Source organism: Spirosoma sordidisoli, assembly GCF_004138325.1.
GTDB lineage: Bacteria > Bacteroidota > Bacteroidia > Cytophagales > Spirosomataceae > Spirosoma > Spirosoma sordidisoli.
Window position 1 is genome coordinate 23470 of the sequence record NZ_SBLB01000003.1, and the last position, 17082, is coordinate 40551.

Annotated in this window: 18 protein-coding genes; 6 read left to right on the forward strand and 12 right to left on the reverse strand. The window is 56.9% G+C overall.

Annotation, left to right across the window (positions count from 1 at the left end; translation table 11 throughout):
- Positions 1-25 precede the first annotated feature (25 nt).
- Both EQG79_RS11985 and EQG79_RS11990 read right to left on the reverse strand, forming a co-directional pair.
- Positions 26-913, reverse strand: coding sequence for a bifunctional 5,10-methylenetetrahydrofolate dehydrogenase/5,10-methenyltetrahydrofolate cyclohydrolase (locus EQG79_RS11985; RefSeq protein WP_129601612.1), 888 nt, complete (start codon positions 911-913; stop codon positions 26-28).
- Positions 914-1008: 95 nt separating this feature from the next.
- Positions 1009-1521 carry a DUF4385 domain-containing protein gene (locus tag EQG79_RS11990; RefSeq protein ID WP_077921165.1) on the reverse strand — a complete coding sequence of 171 codons (513 nt, stop codon included), beginning with the start codon at positions 1519-1521 and terminating at the stop codon, positions 1009-1011.
- Between the two features lie 87 nt (positions 1522-1608).
- Between EQG79_RS11990 and EQG79_RS11995 the strand changes: the two genes are divergently transcribed.
- Positions 1609-2328 (forward strand): hypothetical protein, encoded by a 720-nt coding sequence (locus EQG79_RS11995; protein WP_077921104.1) that lies wholly within the window; start codon positions 1609-1611, stop codon positions 2326-2328.
- Here the strand turns inward: EQG79_RS11995 and EQG79_RS12000 are convergent.
- Positions 2325-2936 carry a pyridoxamine 5'-phosphate oxidase family protein gene (locus EQG79_RS12000; protein WP_077921103.1) on the reverse strand — a complete coding sequence of 204 codons (612 nt, stop codon included), beginning with the start codon at positions 2934-2936 and terminating at the stop codon, positions 2325-2327. The genes EQG79_RS11995 and EQG79_RS12000 overlap by 4 nt on opposite strands.
- 183 nt (positions 2937-3119) lie before the next feature.
- On the opposite strand from EQG79_RS12000, the gene EQG79_RS12005 reads away from it, so the two are divergent.
- Together EQG79_RS12005 and EQG79_RS12010 are read left to right on the forward strand one after the other, a co-directional pair.
- Positions 3120-3863 carry an SOS response-associated peptidase gene (locus EQG79_RS12005; protein ID WP_129601614.1) on the forward strand — a complete coding sequence of 248 codons (744 nt, stop codon included), beginning with the start codon at positions 3120-3122 and terminating at the stop codon, positions 3861-3863.
- 162 nt (positions 3864-4025) lie between these two features.
- On the forward strand, positions 4026-6686 hold the full coding sequence (locus EQG79_RS12010) for a TonB-dependent receptor domain-containing protein (protein ID WP_394343308.1): 2661 nt from the start codon (positions 4026-4028) through the stop codon (positions 6684-6686).
- A 78-nt stretch (positions 6687-6764) separates the two neighbouring features.
- On the opposite strand, the gene EQG79_RS12015 is transcribed toward EQG79_RS12010, so the two are convergent.
- Positions 6765-7700 (reverse strand): ROK family protein, encoded by a 936-nt coding sequence (locus EQG79_RS12015; protein WP_077921100.1) that lies wholly within the window; start codon positions 7698-7700, stop codon positions 6765-6767.
- Between the two features lie 190 nt (positions 7701-7890).
- On the opposite strand from EQG79_RS12015, the gene EQG79_RS12020 reads away from it, so the two are divergent.
- Both EQG79_RS12020 and EQG79_RS12025 read left to right on the forward strand, forming a co-directional pair.
- Positions 7891-8358 (forward strand): redoxin domain-containing protein, encoded by a 468-nt coding sequence (locus tag EQG79_RS12020; protein WP_077921099.1) that lies wholly within the window; start codon positions 7891-7893, stop codon positions 8356-8358.
- Positions 8359-8466: 108 nt separating this feature from the next.
- Positions 8467-9207 carry a class I SAM-dependent methyltransferase gene (locus EQG79_RS12025; protein WP_317126249.1) on the forward strand — a complete coding sequence of 247 codons (741 nt, stop codon included), beginning with the start codon at positions 8467-8469 and terminating at the stop codon, positions 9205-9207.
- On the opposite strand, the gene EQG79_RS12030 is transcribed toward EQG79_RS12025, so the two are convergent.
- The 4 genes from EQG79_RS12030 to EQG79_RS12045 all read right to left on the reverse strand — a co-directional run bounded on the left by EQG79_RS12030 (position 9208) and on the right by EQG79_RS12045 (position 12853).
- Positions 9208-9927, reverse strand: coding sequence for a head GIN domain-containing protein (locus EQG79_RS12030; RefSeq protein WP_129601616.1), 720 nt, complete (start codon positions 9925-9927; stop codon positions 9208-9210).
- Positions 9928-9999: 72 nt separating this feature from the next.
- Positions 10000-10515 (reverse strand): O-acetyl-ADP-ribose deacetylase, encoded by a 516-nt coding sequence (locus tag EQG79_RS12035; RefSeq protein ID WP_129601617.1) that lies wholly within the window; start codon positions 10513-10515, stop codon positions 10000-10002.
- A 3-nt stretch (positions 10516-10518) separates the two neighbouring features.
- Positions 10519-12195 (reverse strand): S8 family serine peptidase, encoded by a 1677-nt coding sequence (locus tag EQG79_RS12040; RefSeq protein ID WP_129601618.1) that lies wholly within the window; start codon positions 12193-12195, stop codon positions 10519-10521.
- Entirely contained in the window at positions 12149-12853 is a 705-nt protein-coding gene (locus tag EQG79_RS12045) for a hypothetical protein (protein ID WP_129601619.1), read from the reverse strand. Before EQG79_RS12045 ends, EQG79_RS12040 begins: the two co-directional genes overlap by 47 nt.
- A gap of 108 nt (positions 12854-12961) precedes the next feature.
- On the opposite strand from EQG79_RS12045, the gene EQG79_RS12050 reads away from it, so the two are divergent.
- A complete protein-coding gene (locus EQG79_RS12050; RefSeq protein ID WP_129601620.1) occupies positions 12962-13333 on the forward strand; it encodes a glyoxalase in 372 nt (123 codons plus the stop codon).
- Between the two features lie 2 nt (positions 13334-13335).
- On the opposite strand, the gene EQG79_RS12055 is transcribed toward EQG79_RS12050, so the two are convergent.
- From EQG79_RS12055 to EQG79_RS12070, 4 genes are all read right to left on the reverse strand, one after another.
- Entirely contained in the window at positions 13336-13839 is a 504-nt protein-coding gene (locus EQG79_RS12055) for a hypothetical protein (RefSeq protein WP_077921092.1), read from the reverse strand.
- Positions 13840-13953: 114 nt separating this feature from the next.
- Positions 13954-15009: an acetate and sugar kinases/Hsc70/actin family protein gene (locus EQG79_RS12060; RefSeq protein ID WP_077921091.1), complete on the reverse strand. Its 1056-nt coding sequence runs from the start codon at positions 15007-15009 to the stop codon at positions 13954-13956.
- A 103-nt stretch (positions 15010-15112) separates the two neighbouring features.
- Entirely contained in the window at positions 15113-16144 is a 1032-nt protein-coding gene (locus EQG79_RS12065; protein WP_129601621.1) for a hypothetical protein, read from the reverse strand.
- Between the two features lie 106 nt (positions 16145-16250).
- Positions 16251-16964 carry a hypothetical protein gene (locus EQG79_RS12070; protein WP_077921089.1) on the reverse strand — a complete coding sequence of 238 codons (714 nt, stop codon included), beginning with the start codon at positions 16962-16964 and terminating at the stop codon, positions 16251-16253.
- Positions 16965-17082: the final 118 nt, after the last annotated feature.

Here is a 17082-nt window from a genome sequence, read left to right on the forward strand (position 1 = left end):
AGTAAGTTTGACGTGACTATCTACATTATGGCCTTTCATACACCTCCCGCCGGGCGGCTTTGAGGGTATTCTGCATCAGGGAACAGATCGTCATCAGGCCAACCCCGCCCGGAACGGGGGTAATGAAGCTGGTTTTTGGAGCTACCTCGTCGAATTTGACGTCGCCTTTGAGGGCAAAGCCGCTTTTCTTGCTGGCATCGGGTACGCGTTCCAGACCGACGTCGATCACCACGGCCCCTTCTTTCACCATATCGGCCGTGATGAACTCCGGTCGGCCCAGGGCCGCTACCAGGATATCGGCCGACCGACAGATCTCGGCCAGGTTTTGGGTACGGCTATGGGTAAGCGTTACGGTGCAGTTGCCGGGGTAGGTGTTTCGCTGCATGAGGATCGACATGGGCAGACCTACAATCTGGCTGCGACCCACGACCACGCAGTGCTTGCCGGCGGTCTCGATGTTGTAGCGTTTGAGCATCTCAAGCACCCCCTGGGGCGTAGCGGACACGTAGGCTGGCAGGCCTTTGGCCATGCGCCCGATGTTAATGGGGTGGAAGCCGTCAACGTCCTTGGCCGGGTTGATGGTTTCCATAACGCGGTCGGGATTGATGTGATCGGGGAGAGGAAGCTGTACGATCAGCCCGTCCATATCGGGGTTGTCGTTTACCTGCTGTACGGCGTCGAGCAGTTCGGCTTCGGTAACGGTGGGCTCAAACCGGATCAGGGTTGAGTGCATGCCTACCTCTTCGCAGTTTTTCATTTTCGAGGCCACATACGTCTCGCTGGCGCCTTTGTTGCCGACCAGTATGGCTACCAGGTGCGGAATTTTACCCCCTTGCTGGCGAATCTGGGCAACCTCTGCCGCAATTTCCTGTTTGATCTGAGCCGAAAGAAATTTACCGTCTAATAGCTGCATTGTCTCTGTGAATAATTGAATGTCATCCGCGGCTTCTGACTGCAGACCCCTGCTGGATCAGCGCGTGTGAAGACCCCACAAAGATACGCGGAGAATTATCCGTAGGTCTGCTGCCACTCCTTTTTCAATCGTTTGTACGTCTCGTCTTCGCGGGCCCGGAGGTAAACCGCGTAAAAAATACGCGCCGATTCGGCCTTGACGGGGTCTTCTTCACGGGGGAGCTGCGGCCGACCGTGGGCCCCCGACCGACCTTTCTGATCATCGGGAACGGGACCGTCATATTTCTGGCCGGAGCGGTGGTTGGCGTACCGGCGGGAACGGGTGTAGCCCATCTGCAGGAATTTTCGGGCCATGTCCATCCCCACAAAATCACCCTGGGCCTTGTAGTCGAGGAAGAGCTGAAAGATCTTCTCCGACGATTCGCGGGCTATATCGGGGGTTTTGAACCGCCAGTGCGGCAGTATTTCCGATTTGTAGGGTTGAACGAGCAGGACGCCCATCTCGCCTTTACCTACCCGGTACAGTTCGGGCTGTTCGCGCAGGTTCAGCGTTCGGTAGTCGAGGTCGTAGTTGAAGGCGCGGGTTGGGTCGGGTTTAGACTTGGCCATATCGGGTTCTGTAAGACGTATAGCCATAACACGGCTGCGGGTTTCGCGGTTTATTGGCTATACGTATGATTTCCCATTCGCGCGCTGATGATGATGGCCCGGTTTTGCCTGTATGTGTTTTTCCTGTTGGTAGGGGTACCGGTAGCCGGGCTTTGGGCGCAAACTGACGCGGCCGATACGCTGCGACCCGGTCAGAACGAACGACCCGACAAGCCGAAGCTGATCGTAGAAACGGATCAACGGTTTTTCTACCTCAAAAATGCCGATCAGCCCCTGCTGCGTAACCCCGTCAACGTGTGGGGTGCCCGCGCGGGTCTGCTGCTGCCCGTCAACATAAAAGTGGGTGTGGGCTATTATTTTACGAACCAGTCGATCAACGAACCCTGGGACGAGTTTGACGTCAGCCGCCGACGGCTGCAGTATGCTACGGTTTATGTAGAACCCTACTTTTTCCGACGCCGTTTCTGGGAGTTGAGTACGCTGGTGGAAGTAGGGCTGGGGTCTGCCCGCTATGAGATGCTGAACCGCGACACCCAGCAACCCGTTCATCGGCGAACGGTAGCCGTGCCACTGAGTGTCGGGCTGTCGGCTTCGGTTAAACTACCCGTCGTATTCGGCATAAAGCCACTACGCTGGTTTGGCGTCAACTTCATGGCCGGGTACCGCTACACCCTGCACGAACCCGTACCGCTCAGCGAATCAACGCTGAACGGGTTGTTCTACTCGATCAGCCCGGCTATTTTTCTGGACCGTATCTACCAGGATATAGGCGGCTGGCGGAAAGGGCGAAACCGCCGGAAAGGCTAAGGCGCTAACCAGTTGAATCGTTCATTCGGCTCGTACTCGAACCGCGCCCGGGTCTGACCCGCCCGGCTTAACCGCAGATAATCGACCGCCAGTACCCGACATTCGATAACGGCGAAGTTAGGCCGGCCGGCTTCGCTCTCTTCGGGGCTCGGCAGGTTCTCGCCCAGCTCGGGCGGGAAACCAGGGTAGGGGGCCGGTTGAACCGAGCCGGGCGTATGGGCCGAGAGATACTGCTTGCGGCCGCCTACCCACAGCTTTTGCCAGTGGTCATCGGCAACATGATCGTCGGTGTGGAGCCGGGGTTCGATGGTCAGCCGGAGCTGTATCTGCTGGGCCGGGTCCCAGAGCAGCAGGACGGCATTCGGGAACGCTTCGAGCTGAATAACTTTTTCGGCACGGGCGTCAGTATGAAACCAGACATATTTGCGGTCGGCGTCTACCTGGCGGAGCACCACCGTTCGGGCGTCGGCGCCGAGGTGGGTGCAGGTAGCTACGGTCATCGTCTGAAAACCATGGCTTTCAGTACGGTTTTGTTTTTGCTCGAGAGCCGTGGCAAGCTGCTGCCAGCAGTCGGCCTCCAGTTCGGCCAGAGATGGTGCGGGTGTCAAAGTCCGTTCAGTGGATTTAGTGTCTGTATGCAATGAACCGCAGCCGACGTGGGTTGTTTAGTATAGACCATCAGGTGGTCCGGGATTGCTCCGAACGTCTGGCTGGTTCAGCCGCTGTTGTGTAGCGGTCGGCCCTGAGTACCCCGTCAACTGTGTCAAACCGCTTAACTGTCTGTTCTAACTATGTGTTATCATAAATCGCTGGCTGTCTCGGCACCCGAACTCGAAGAGCGATACGGGGCCACGCTCGCATCTGCCTCTGCAAACCTGCCCATCTACCACGCCAGCGGGTATCAGTTTCCCGACTGGCCGATCATTACCCGGCAGGAACCCGGCAAGCTACAGCTGATCCAATGGGGCCTGGTGCCGCGCTGGGTTAAGTCGCCCAGCGATGCCGCCGAGATCCGAACGCGCACGCTGAACGCTCGCTCTGAAACGATATACGAGAAGCCATCGTACCGAACCGCAGCCCAGAAAGGTCAGCGCTGCCTGATTCCGGTCACTGGCTTCTATGAGTGGCATACGATGGGGAGCCGGAAGTTTCCGTTTTATATCACATCCGCCGATCAGCCAGTGGCATCGATTGCGGGTCTGTGGGACGAGTGGCCCGATCCCGAAACGGGTGAACTCCACACGACCTATACCCTGCTGACCACCGATGCCAACCCACTGCTGGCGGCTATTCACAACACCAAGAAGCGGATGCCATGTGTGCTGACGCCCGAAGCCGAGCAGACCTGGCTGCACGAAGACCTGAGCAGCCGGGAAGTGCTGGCGCTGCTGGCCGATGCGTATCCGGCCTCCAGGATGCATAGTCATAGCATCAGTAAGCGGATCACATCCCGAACCGATCCGAGCGATGTGCCGGAGGTGATGAAACCGGCCAGTTACCCGGAGTTGGCGCCCTACCCTGAGCTTTTTTCTTAGGTAGTTCGTCCCGTCTGTCCCCGTTCAGGGCCGCTTATGTAGTAAATCGGAGGGTGCGGAAGGTCAGGTACGAAATTCGGTCAACTAAGTTGTCTTATTTCGGGAACAAAACCCTTCTCAGTTGTTACTTCCAGTAAGTAACTATTTCGTATTCTTCAATTTATGAAAAACTCTTTACTCTCCGTTCTGATCGGCATGGCAGCGTTTACCTCACCGGGTATAGCCGTGGCCCAATTTCCGGGTATGCCGGGCGGAGGCTCCCAGCGACCTGCCGGCGCGATTCCGGGTACGTCGACCGACGATACGCCCCGGGGGAATGCTAAACTGACGGGCGTGATTGTTGACTCAACGACCAGCAAACCCGTCGAATTTGCCAGTATTGCGCTCGTTAGCGTACAAACCGGTAAACCCATCGATGGCACCGTTGCCGATGACCAGGGGCGGTTCACGCTCAACAAACTGCCACAGGGCGATTTCCGGCTGCTGATCTCGTTCGTTGGGTACCAGAACAAAATCGTGTCGAGCGTTAAGCTCGATCGCCGGGGCGACGTGAACCTGGGTACTGTTAAGCTGTCGCCCGATGTTCGTACACTGAAGGAAGTAGAGGTGGTGGGCCAGGCTGCGCTGGTTGAGGAAAAAGTGGACCGGCTGGTGTACAATGCCGAAAAAGACGTGACCGCCAAAGGGGGCGATGCTACCGACGTGATGCGGAAAGTGCCGCTGCTCTCGGTCGACCTCGACGGGAACGTGAGCCTGCGGGGCAGCAGTAACGTACGGGTGCTGATCAACAACAAGCCCAGCACCATCGTGGCGAGCAGCGTAGCCGATGCCCTCAAGCAGATTCCGGCCGATATGATCAAGACCGTAGAGGTGATTACCAGCCCTTCGGCCAAATACGACGCGGAAGGGTCGGCCGGTATCATCAACATCATCACCAAGAAGAACAACCTGCAGGGCTTCACGCTCAACCTCGATTCGGGCGTAGGAAACCGGGGAAGCAACCTGGGCCTGAACGGCAACCTGCGTACCGGCAAGATGGGTTTCTCCCTGAGCGGTTTCGGACGGGCCAACTACAACGTACGGGGACGATTTGCCAACACCCAGCAGGTATTCGGCGGAGCCGGTCAGACGACCACCACCGAACAGACCGCCGACACCCGCAGCAGCGGTATTTTCGGGCAGTATACGCTCGGCTGGGATTATGACATTTCCAAGAACAGCGCTATCACGGCCAGCCTGCGGTATGGTGCGCGCAATAACGTGCAGTATCAGGATAATTTTCTGACCAAAACCAGCCGCGCGTTCTTCCCGACTTATAACCTCAGAAACGTTAAGACGGAAGATCTGTCGGGAACCGTCGATGCCAACATCGACTACACCAAGACCTATAAGCCGCAACAGGAGCTGAGCGTATCGGCCCAGTTCAGCCGCAACAATCGCAATAACAACTTCGTGGCTGACATCCTCAGCTCGGCTGATTTCACCACACTGGCGTCCCGTCAGCAGAACCTGAACGACAGTTACAACCAGGAGACCACCATTCAGGCCGACTACCAAACGCCCCTTGCCAAAAACCAGCAACTTGAGTTTGGCGGCAAGGGAATCTACCGGCAGGTACAGAGCAACTTTGGCTACAACTTCGCTATCGGGAACGGTCCGTTTCAGGAAGACCTCACGAGGCTGTCCAATACGCTGAATTACGACCAGAGCATCGCGGCTGGCTACGTCTCGTACACGATTACTACCAGGAACAAGTACACGATCAAAGCCGGTACCCGGTTCGAACATACCGAGATCAACGCTTTCTTCAGCCAGGCCCAGCCGGGTGAGCAGGGAGCCGCTGCCGGCGAAGATCTGGGTATCCCGAGCTACAATAACCTGGTGCCGAGCCTGAACATCTCCAAAGCGTTAAAAGGCGGCAGAACCATAAAGCTGGCGTATAACCGTCGACTGCAACGGCCGGGTATCCAGTTCCTGAACCCCAACACCAACAACTCGAACCCAACGAACATTACGGTGGGTAACCCGCGACTGGCGCCGGAACTGACCGATAACTTCGAGTTTAGCAGCAGCGCCTACATCAAAAACGTGTACGTAAACGCATCGCTGTTTTACCGGCGTACCAACAATTCGATCACCAGCGTGCGTGATACGGTCACGTCCGGCGATGTAGTGAACCCCACCCAGGCACGCCCGATCCGGACAACGTACTTCAACATTGGTCGCGAAGAGTCATACGGGGTTAACGTGTTTGGCAACGCTACCCTCTTTTCGAAATGGCAGATTGGCGGGGGCTTCGATGCGTTCTACGCCTATCTGACCAACAACAGCACCACGTCGATCTACCGGGCCACGAACTCGGGCTGGGTAGTAACCGGGCGCTTCTTCACCAGCCTGAACATCAAAAACGGCTGGGGTCTTCAGGGCTTCGGCTTTATTCGCGGCCGCGAAATTCAGTTGCAGGGATACCGGGGCGGGTTTGCCTTCTACAGCCTGGGGGTGAAGAAAGACTTTAAAGACAAGCGTGGGAGCTTCGGCCTTGCGGGCGAGAACTTCTTCAACCACCCCTTCCAGGTACGGTCGGAGTCGTCGTCGCCGATCTTTACCCAGAACACCCTCACGAGCCTGTACAACGCGGGTGTCCGGGCTAACTTCAGTTATAAGTTTGGTAAACTCTCGTTCGATGCGCCCCAGCGTCGTCGGGGCCGGTCGGTCGAAAACGACGATATCAAATCGGGCGAAGGGGGCGACAACGGTGGGGGGCAGCCGCAGCAGCCCGCCGGTGGTGCGCCGGCCGGCGGTGGCGGTCGCCGACCCCGTTAATCGTAGTGCTCTGGTAACGCAATGGGCCGGCAACGAAATGATGTTCGTTGCCGCCCCATTGCGTTTGGGAGTCTAAGTTTACAGCATAGCCGCACCGAATACACCGGCGCTGTCGCCGAGTTTAGGTTTGAGAAACGCTGTCCGGATCTCGCCCGAGTTAAAAACGTACTTCTTGGCACGCTCAACGCCCTCGGTATACAGCAGATCAACGTTCCCGACGCCCCCGCCCAGCACGATAGCGTCGGGGTCGAGTACATTGATAAGGGTGGAAACAGCCCGGCCGAAGTACTCCAGCATCCGGTTTACGGTCTGGCTGGCGGCCAGGTCGTTGCCCGCGTGATAGCGCTCCATAATCTCTTTCATGGTTCGCTGTTCATTACTCAGCTGCTGATAATAGCGCTGAAGAGCCGGACCCGAGATCACCTGTTCGGTGCAGCCGCGTTTGCCGCAGTAGCACGAATGACCGTTTTCTTCGAGGATGTTATGACCCCATTCGCCACCGATACCCTGTAAGCCGTTCAGGACAAATGGAGCGCCGTCGCGGCCCCGAACCACCACCCCTCCGCCAACTCCCGTTCCCATGATGACGCCAAAAACGGTCTGGAAATCAGGTACGACATCGGGTACGATGCCGAGGGTGGCTTCGGCCAGGGCAAAACAGTTTGCATCGTTGGCCAGCTCGACCGGAACCCCCAGCAACTGGGCCAAATCCTGCTTCATGGGTTTGCCATTCAGCGAGGTGGTGTTGCAGTTTTTCATGGTCTGCCGGGCCGGGTCGAAGGTGCCGGGGGTAGCAAAGCCGATGCGTTCGGGTGTGAGACCGGTTTCGGCTTTCAGCAAATCGATGAGCCTGACAACCTGGTTCAGAATATGGTCGTAGCCATTATGGGCTTCGGTATCAATGCGTTTGCGGATGATGACAGCGTCGGGCGTTGGTGCGGTACCTCGTTCGACTTGCAGAATAACGCCTTCTATCTTGGTGCCGCCCAGGTCAATACCCCAGTAGGTTTGCATTCAGGGAATAGTTTATGTGCAGAGGTTTTGTTGAATACAGCTTGTTTCGGCCAGCCAGCCTATGGAAACACAGGGGCCGATGAACCCTGAAAATTACCCAATTTTCAGACTTGCTTTTGATTCCGCACCGAAAAATGAACAATTTTGGCCGGGTTTGTTATACACTTAACCAACTGCACTACCTGACAAAATGCTCTCCCCCGGACAAAAAGCCCCCGCATTCACGCTCTTCAGCAGCGACAAAAAAGAAGTATCACTGGCTGGTTTTGAGAATAAAAACCTGATTATCCTGTTTTTTCCGATGGCGTTTACCAGCGTCTGCACGGCCGAACTCTGCGAGGTTCGTGACAACATCAGCACCTACGCGGGGCTGAATGCCGACGTGGTGGGTATTTCGGTCGACTCGCCCTTTACGCTGGCCCGATTCAAAGAAGAGCAGAACCTGCCATTCGATCTCTTATCCGATTTCAACAAAGACGTATCACAGGCTTACGGTGCCTACTACGACACCTTCGTGATGAACATGAAAGGCGTAAGCAAACGCGCGGCCTTTGTGGTAGATCAGCAGGGGATCATCCAGTACGCCGAAGTCCTCGATAACGCCGGCGAAGTGCCCAGCTTCCAGGCCATCCAGGAAACGCTTTCAACTTTAAAGTGATGAGTTAAGTTAGGCGTGATGAGCGATGTATGTTGAAAGTGACTCATCGCTCATCGCTCCTAACTCATCACTACCACCATGGCCTGGTATCATACTTTTTTTACGGGTTTGCCGCAGCTTGCTTGGAAGGCGGCACAGACCGACGAACAAACCCATCTGGAGCTGGAACTGCTGGTCGAGACCCTCGAGTTCGGCCCCGGCGATCGGGTGCTGGATGTGTTCTGCGGCTACGGTCGACATGCGTTGCCGCTGGCGCGCATGGGGGCCCGGCTTACTGGAGTCGATATTTCGGAGGAGTATATCGATGAACTGGAGCAGGCTGCCCGCGCCGAAAAACTAAGCCTCAACCCGGTTCAGGGTGATTTTCTGGCCGTAGGCCCAACCCTCGAGGCAGAAGCCCCCTTTGACGCCGGCTATTGTCTGGGAAACAGCTTTAGCTTTTTCTCCCAGGCCGACATGCTGGCATTTCTGCGCCAGATTGCTGGCTTGCTGAAGCCGGGTGGCCGATTTCTGGCTCATACCGAAATGATTGCCGAATCGGTACTGCCCGACTATCAGGCCCGTAACTGGCAACCCGTGGGCGACCCGGATCAGCCCATTCTGTTTCTGGTCGAAAACGAGTACGACCCCCTCGAAAGCCGGATCGACTCGCACCTGACGTACGTACACGACGGCAAAACGGAGACGCGGGTCGCCCGGCATTACGTCTATACCCTGGGGCACCTGTGTCAGCTTTTTGCCCAGGCTGGTCTCACGGTAGTGGCCTGCTACGGCACTACCGATGGCGAAACCTATGCCTTGGGCGACGAAGCTGTCTGGATACTGGCTGAACGGAATACGGACGTCTGACTACAGCTGGCTGACCGACGAGCCACCCGACAGGTTCTGCGAAATGCGGGGCGTACCCCGGTACCGAACCCGGCTCCCGCCCGACGCCCGAACGGTCAGCTCCTGACTGACATTAACTTCGGCCACGCTACCTCCCGACGCGTCTACCGTGCAGGCGTTGGCCGGCAGGTTAGCTAGTTTGGCCGTACTACCACCGCTCAGATCGTCGATCGTTACCGTACGGGCCGTACCCGACAGCTCAATTTCTGAACCGCCACTGCCGCTGATGGTCAGGATATCCGTTGTGAGGGGGAGGCCTACGAAGCCACCGCCACTGACCTTTATCGACAAACTCCCCGGCGCGAAATTGTCGCTGCTCGTAACGCGCGCACCGCCCGAGGTGTTCAGGCTCGTCAGGGCTTTCATGGTCACAACGGCCCGGCGCTCGCTCAGGTTACGGGTGTTCAGCCGATTGTCGATGTAAATGCGCAGCACACCGTTGACAACCTCCGTTTTGAAGTACGACTGGTACCCTTCACGGGTTTCGATCGTAACGCTCTCCGTCGTCCCCTTCACGATGGTCGTCTGGATGCCATCTTCGATCCGCAGGCCCGAAAAGCCGGAAACGGGCCGCGTGGTTGTCGTGAGGTTGCCTGCCTCCGGGTTTACTTTAGTAAAATGGCAGGCTGTGAATGAAAGAAGTGTCAGGCAGAAAATGCCAGATTTGATAAGCAGTTGCATAAGAGATTCGCATGTTTCCGGATAGACCAGCCAACACGTTCGTACCCCTACGCGCGCTCGAAAAAAAGTAGCTCAACCCAGCCCCTGCGTTAAAAGGTCGGTGTACAACTCGTAGTTGTCGCTGTCAAAGCAAACGAAGATAACCTGCCCGACCGAGGTCTGAGCCTGCAAAAACGATTGAACCGTACGGATGGCTACACGGGCGGCCTCGGCTTTGGGGTAGCCGTAAATACCCGTGCTGATGTTAGGAAAGGCAATACTGGTCAGGCCGTGATCCGTTGCCAGTTCGAGCGACCGTTTATAACAGCTGGCCAGTAAGTCCGATTCGCCGTGTCGACCGCCCCGCCACACGGGTCCAACGGCGTGGATGACGTGTTTGGCGGGCAGCCGGAAGCCGCTGGTAATTTTTGCATCGCCCGTTGCGCAGCCATTCAGCTGCCGGCACGCCATGACCAGTTCGGGCCCTGCCGCCCGGTGAATGGCGCCGTCTACACCACCGCCCCCCAGCAGACTCGTGTTAGCCGCGTTGACGATGGCATCAACGACCTGGCTGGTTATATCGCCCCGAACGACCTCTACCTGTGCCATACATTATTGTTTTATGACTTTAATGGACCTCTTCTGATCACCGGCCACCAAAGTCATAACGTATAAGCCTGCCGATAGGTTAAGAGGAGGGAGTACAAAGGCCGCTAAGCCCGCCGGTGTATAGCGATTACTCCAGACTACGCGTCCGGCCAGATCGGTCAGGGTGGCGTCGATAGTCGTGTTGGCCTGGACGTCGCCCCACTGCACGGCCAGGGGCTGGCTATCGCTGAAGGGATTGGGGTAAATCAGGAACTGGCTGTACGTCCGGGCCACTTCCATGGCCCGTTCAAAATTGGGTATTCCATACCCGACTTGATCATCGGGTGAAGTATACTGGCTTCCCGATCGGCGCAGGGCATCGGTAACCTGGGCGGCTGTCAGGCGGGGGTTGGCCTGCCAGAAGCCGGCAGCCAGTCCGGCCACCAGGGGCGTAGCAAACGAGGTGCCGTTTCCGGAGACGATCTGCCCCCCGGGACTGCCGACCAGTGTTCCCTGCCCGCGGGCTGCAAGGTCCGGTTTCACCCGTCCATCGGCCGAGGGGCCAAACGAGCTGAAAGCGGCCCGCTGGCCCGTTTGCGTCACGGCGCCTATGGCCAGCACGGCGGCCGCATCGGAAGGAGCCGACAGATACCGCCAGCTGCCCGACCCTTCGTTACCAGCCGCTACCACGACTACCATGCCCGTTTCGGCCGCGATCTGAGCGGCCCGGCTCGAGAGCGCCGTTTTGCCATTCATATCCCGGTAGGTATAGCCCGAAGCAGGATCGTCGAAGGTCGTATAGCCCAGCGACGAACTGATCACATCGACGCCGGCGCTGTCGGCGTATTCGGCGCCAAACAGCCAGTTGGCTTCTTCAATACGCTGCTCGCTACCGGCGTCTTCGGTACGTAAGAGAATGAACTGGGCTTTAAAAGCCGTGCCGTATAGCTGGTTATCGGCCGTAGCGGCAATGGCCGACAAACACGACAGGCCGTGGGAATCATCTTCGTAGACGCTGGTCTCCTTCCGAACAAAATCGTAAGTCGCCAGAATCCGTTTTTCGTCGAAGAGGGGTTTGAGAAAGCTGAGCTGGTTAGCCCGCAGGAAACCCGAGTCCAGCACCCCAATCAGCATACCTTCGCCCCGGTACCCCGCCTGGTGCATTTTGTCGGCTCCGATCTGGGTTACCTGATTCAGGGAGTTACCGTAGTTCAGCGGCTCAACGGCGCCAAACTTTCCCGCACTCCCGGCCTGGGCCAGGCTGGCGACCCGCCCGGTTTCGCCCAGGCGGGCGTTGGCCAGTGATTTGTTGAATTCCACCCCGGCCACGAACGGGAGTCGCTGGATTGTGGCCAGGGTGGTTTCGTTGGTTTCGACGAGTACGGCGTTGAACCAGCGGGACGTATACCAGATCCGGGCACCCGTCTGCTGAATCTGGGCGACGTAGGCGGGCGTTACGGGCAGATCCCGCTCCAGCACGGCGATGTTCTGTTTCTGCCGACGCTGGATCGCGCGCTGGGACAGGAACTGCCCGGGCCGATCGATGCTGTAGGGCGAGCTGGCTTTGTCGCGCAGCAACACTAGGTACTTGCGATTTGTCTGGCCGGCAACGGAGAACGATACCAGAACAAACAGGGTAACCAGCCAGCCTGCTTTAGTCAATACCAAAGGAACGAATGGAGTAGACTTGTTGAATGCCATAATCAATCTGGTTTTTCCCGATACAGTCGGGCGATGAAGTGCAGAAATAAAGCCGGGTCTGTTCGGCATAGACGAGTCCTACCTGACGGGCATACACCTCGATCCGTTTTTTCTTCGATATAAGGGTCGAGTCAGTCTGGGCCAGCACGGTTACGGTTTCGCCGAACTCTTTATCCTGAACGCGGTAGGGCTGCCCACTATTGCGTAGCATCAACTCATCTGGTTCCGAGCCGTTTCGGCGGTTGCCGTTCCAGGTGAGCAGGTCGCCGGGTGGAAACATCAGCTTGATAAAATCGCGTCCATTTTCGGTGCGTATGGCTTCATTGTTGACCAGTCTGGCACTCCAGATCGAATCGGGTTGCCAGGGGGCAGTTTCGCTGTCTCGCCGGTACCTGTGCAACTGGTAAGCAACCTGTCCGGCTGCGTCCGTATAGGCAAGGCCTGTCACCTCCCGGAGCTGATACGTTCGGGTAACAGGCGCGCTGGTTAGTGCGTAGCGATGCTCGGTTACGTCATAAATCCGGTACTGGCCCGGTTGCAGCGGGAAGTAATCGTACCCGGCCGAAAACGGGGCGCCGGTCGGCGGCTGGCAACCGACTATCAGCCAACCAGCGAAGGATGTTATCCAGTAAAAAGCGGGGGTAAAGCGTACCGGCATAAGACGTAAGTAACGGGCAGAGATGTGAAAATCGGACGACCGGGAGCCCGCCGGGTAACCATATCGCTCAACAGCATGTCTGTAGAGAGACAACATGGATCAAGCAACATGACCGAACGAACCACCCCGTCGCGCCCCACGATCGATACTGAGCCAGGAGCTGTCAGTACCGCCGAGCAATTTCAGAACCAGACCCTCCGGCCCATACTCAAGATGCTGGATAACAGCCTGCTGACTTGCTGGAGCCACCACTGGCCCAAACGAAAAATCCGGTTCGACCGCTTGTCGAAGCCCGATAAGCTGGCTCAGCTCGAACGGGCTGTTCGGGAAGATACCAAACTGCGGCTCACCCTCGTCGGTATGGTGCTGGGACATTTTACGCCCGAAGAATGGAGCACGTTTATGGCCGAGGAGCCTGAAATTACCCGCCGAATGCTGGCCCTGCTGATTCAGCGGCTACAGAGCCACGTACACGAGTAGCCCTAGAACAAACGGCTCCAGGCAAAGCGGATCAGGAGTAACAGGCCAATGAATCCGACCAGTATGTAGACGAACGGGATGTAGGTAACCGCGTAGATGCGGGTCCGGTCAACGAACCAGAGGATACCCATAATAGCGGCAATGAGCGTCAGAAAGCCAGATAATTTGCCGAATCCGGGTATGTAGCTGAACGGAATCTTTCGCCGAATCATCATCAGCGTGGCCACCATGGTCAGGATGGGCAGCAGCTGAACGGCGAGGTTCATGTCCCAGATGCTTTGGCGCTCAAACAGAAATAGATAGACGTTCAGGGTCAGTGCAAACACGCCCGGCAGGCACGCCAGATAGACCAGCGCTGCGTACACATAACGCCATTGCCAGATCGATTCGGCCGTGTGGCCCGACCAGAGGTTAACTAAAAATGCTCCTGTGGGTACGGCCGACAGGAGCAGAAAAAGCAGGGTGGGTTGCCCGGAGAGGAGGTCAAATAAGGCGCGTAGTGTCATAGGGTGGGGGTAGGGGATAAACGAAAGGGGAGTTGTGGAACAGGAGCCGGAAACATACGCCACCGCAGGTCTCTCCTCTCGCTTCTCACAACTCCCCCTGTATGGTCTTTTTACTTACTTCAGCGTCAGCAGGTAGCCAATGGTAAAGTTGGCATCCCAGTCGAAGACAAACTGCTCGGCGCCGGTAGCATCGGCAATGGCCCGGTAGATGTTGACCCCTGCTTTCGACTTGGCGTTTTCTACCTTGTAGGCCGAGGGAGCATTCAGCACCGTATAGCGCTCCTTGCCGCTTCGTACCTCTTTGGCCAGTTCAAACGGCACGCCACCGATGATGAAGCATATTTTGCGGTGATCGGCCGGGATCTGTTTGGCCTTGGCCTTCACTTCATTATAAACGGCATCGTCGCTCGTGCCATTCTGGAAGTATTTGGAGCCGTAGGTTTCGATCGCTTTCGTTTGCCCGCCCTCTTTCCAGGATAGCTTGGTATTCCCCGAGCCAATGTCGACAACAAACGCATTGTCGTAGAAGTCGGCGGGTAATACCGCCCGCAGGGCCAGGGAGCCCTCCTGCTCGGGGCTTACGGTATTGACTACGTAATTCAGCGATTTGAGCGCCCGGATAATTTTCTGGGTCCCCTCGGCCTTGACCGCGCCGGAACTGACAACGAACTGGATATCGCGACCACCTACGCCGAAATCGAGCATTTTGCCGATGTAGCTTTTCAAGCCCCCGCGCACATCGTCGTCGGTCGCCATGTTCTCCATGACCAGGCTATTGCCAAATTCAGCTTTTTCGAGTTTCCAGTTTTTCTGATCATCAATCCGCACAATGAACGAGTTGAAGCCGCTGGCGCCCAGCTCAACGACCCCTTTCAGCTTACCATTTTGCGGGGCCGGGGGCGTAAAGGTAAACGGTTGACGCGTGCTGCTGCTGGCCGTCGTTTCGGTAGATGAACTCGACGAACCCGATCCATTATCCGACGCCACCGACTCGTCGGTCGAGGCTGTCGACTCCTCGTCGGCGCGGGGCATGGTAGCTGATTCAGACTCCTGTTTGGGAGCCAGTTTCCGAAGCGCATCGTTTCCGCCAAAATAACGGAACCCGAAGAAGATAGCGGCCAGGATCAGGGCCGTGATGAGCAGCCGACCGGCCACGGTTAAACGTTGCATAGGGTATAGCGTAAAAGGTGATTTGTTTATTGGTTTTTATTAAGTGGATGAGTGAATTCGTGATTGACTAGGTAGCTGAAACAATCACTCATCCACTAATTGACTAATCCAGCAGGTTGCGGTAGCCAGCGTCTTTGGGTGGGGTGATCTGGCCGGGCTGGGGCGCGGTAATGGGGTTAGGGGCGCCGGGCGTGTCTAACTGAACCATCCTGAATTCGCCTTTATTATAAGCCTCGAGCAGCGCCTGACCCTTGTCAGACAGAATACCGTTCTGAATATCGACGCCATTGATGAAGTCCATGGATAGGTCCATAGCCCGCTTCATCTCGCCCAGTTTCTGGCTCATGTCGTCCTGGATGTATTCCATCGACTGGTCGAAATAGAACTTCTTGTCCGGATCGCCTTTGAAGATGCTGACCGCGGTTTTGAGCGCGTTTGAGCTTTCTTTGACAATCTGGTACTCGGTTTCCTTGAGCCGGACTTTAATCTCGGTTTCCTTGATAATGTAGTCGGCGCTCTGGTTGACCTTTTCCATAAAGGCCAGCACCATCGTAATATTCCGCTGGAGGGGCAGCAGCTTCTCATTCATTTCCTGCAAGCCCGCTCCCTCGATGGTGGCCAGCTGTGCCTGCTCGCGCATACCGGGTCGGTCGGTCATACCGTTGGCTTTGTTAGCCTCCGCGAATTTCTGCTTGATGGTTTCGTTGTTCTGGCTGATGCGTTTGTTCAGCTTGACCAGCTGGCCGGCCAGCGTATCGATCTGCCCCTGCATCTCCTGCCGCTTCTTACGCAGATCGTCGATGTAGATCTTCATGATTGCGATCGGGTTAAGCTGGATAACGGTGCCGGTTATACTGCGCATGAGCGATTTGAACAGGAAGAAAACGGCCGTTCGCACGTCGCGGCTGGTAACCAGAAAGATCACCACGCCCAGCACGCCCAGCAACAGCGCCAGTTCGAGTACGTTTGAGGTGGCCCGGATCAGAAACTCAATGATCCGGTTGAAGTAAACCAGGCCGAAGCCCGCCACCCCGGCCAGCACGATCATGCCCAGTATGCCTTCGGGACGGCTCCAGAACGAACGTTTCTCTACGTCCGTCTTGCCGCCCAGTTGTGAAAAATCAGGAGTTGCCATGTATTTTGTTTTCGTTTGACAGTGTAATCGGTTCGGTTGCGGATGGCTGCGGGTACGACCAGGCAGTAGGCCACCAGTGGTACCCGGAGAACCGCAAACCGTCTTCCTAGTTCAAATAGCTTTTGATCTTGTCGATATCCGCCTTGATCTGATCCGTAAAGTGAGCAAACGTGGCGTCGTAGCTGGCCCGGTTCTGGGTAATCTTCGTACTCTGCTCCGTTATTTCGCCCCCGATAGCGTTCAGCCGCTGGGTGTTGGCATCGATCTGTTTCTGAATCTCCAGCAGCTGTTTGGCCAGTGCTTCGCTTTCAGCCTGTAATCGCTTCTGTTCGTTCTGCAGCCCCCCAACCCGTTCGGCCAGGGCAGCTTCCACGCTTTTGCTGAAACCATCGCGATCCTTGTTCAGGGCCGCTATGTACTGGCTGGCCGTATTGGTCAGTAGACTCACGTCGGCTTTGCCGCTTAGCGCCTTGAAGCTGGCCCAGGCGGCCTGGTACTGCTTCTCTTCCGTCAGGCCCAGGTTGTTCAGGCTACGCAGGGTTTCCCGAAACTCGAAATAGTCCGGTCCGGGCGGATTGTTCTGGGCCAGCACATCGGCAAAATGCTGCGCAAATTTGGGGTCTACCGTACCGGGGGGCACGGCCGGGGTCGGCGCCGGGCCGACTGGCGATGCGGGCACAGGCTGAGCCGGCGCGGCTGGCCGGGGTTGGGCGTTCGTACTGGCCGGGGCGGTTCCGGCAGCGGTTCCGGGCGCGGCTTCCTCCTCTTTGACGAAGAAACTCAGGATTTTGCGGCCAATCGATTGGTCTGGTTCGGGCATGGGCGTCAGTCGTTGGTTGAAAGACTGAGCAATGTTACAAGGTTCCCGTCAATCGCGCAATATACGTTTAAGCCGAACGGTTCCGGGGCTGTGGAAATGGCCGCAGGACTTGATGATG

Excerpts from the sequence above, each read along its gene's own strand:
- EQG79_RS11990 (WP_077921165.1), bottom strand. The coding sequence starts at position 1,521 with ATGGCCAAGTCTAAACCCGACCCAACCCGCGCCTTCAACTACGACCTC.
- EQG79_RS12020 (WP_077921099.1), top strand. The coding sequence starts at position 7,891 with ATGCTCTCCCCCGGACAAAAAGCCCCCGCATTCACGCTCTTCAGCAGC.
- EQG79_RS12060 (WP_077921091.1), bottom strand. The coding sequence starts at position 15,009 with ATGCAACGTTTAACCGTGGCCGGTCGGCTGCTCATCACGGCCCTGATC.
- EQG79_RS12050 (WP_129601620.1), top strand. The coding sequence starts at position 12,962 with ATGACCGAACGAACCACCCCGTCGCGCCCCACGATCGATACTGAGCCA.
- EQG79_RS12055 (WP_077921092.1), bottom strand. The coding sequence starts at position 13,839 with ATGACACTACGCGCCTTATTTGACCTCCTCTCCGGGCAACCCACCCTG.
- EQG79_RS12035 (WP_129601617.1), bottom strand. The coding sequence starts at position 10,515 with ATGGCACAGGTAGAGGTCGTTCGGGGCGATATAACCAGCCAGGTCGTT.
- EQG79_RS11995 (WP_077921104.1), top strand. The coding sequence starts at position 1,609 with ATGATGATGGCCCGGTTTTGCCTGTATGTGTTTTTCCTGTTGGTAGGG.
- EQG79_RS12045 (WP_129601619.1), bottom strand. The coding sequence starts at position 12,853 with ATGCCGGTACGCTTTACCCCCGCTTTTTACTGGATAACATCCTTCGCT.
- EQG79_RS12015 (WP_077921100.1), bottom strand. The coding sequence starts at position 7,700 with ATGCAAACCTACTGGGGTATTGACCTGGGCGGCACCAAGATAGAAGGC.
- EQG79_RS12040 (WP_129601618.1), bottom strand. The coding sequence starts at position 12,195 with ATGGCATTCAACAAGTCTACTCCATTCGTTCCTTTGGTATTGACTAAA.
- EQG79_RS12010 (WP_394343308.1), top strand. The coding sequence starts at position 4,026 with ATGAAAAACTCTTTACTCTCCGTTCTGATCGGCATGGCAGCGTTTACC.
- EQG79_RS12030 (WP_129601616.1), bottom strand. The coding sequence starts at position 9,927 with ATGCAACTGCTTATCAAATCTGGCATTTTCTGCCTGACACTTCTTTCA.
- EQG79_RS12070 (WP_077921089.1), bottom strand. The coding sequence starts at position 16,964 with ATGCCCGAACCAGACCAATCGATTGGCCGCAAAATCCTGAGTTTCTTC.
- EQG79_RS11985 (WP_129601612.1), bottom strand. The coding sequence starts at position 913 with ATGCAGCTATTAGACGGTAAATTTCTTTCGGCTCAGATCAAACAGGAA.
- EQG79_RS12065 (WP_129601621.1), bottom strand. The coding sequence starts at position 16,144 with ATGGCAACTCCTGATTTTTCACAACTGGGCGGCAAGACGGACGTAGAG.
- EQG79_RS12005 (WP_129601614.1), top strand. The coding sequence starts at position 3,120 with ATGTGTTATCATAAATCGCTGGCTGTCTCGGCACCCGAACTCGAAGAG.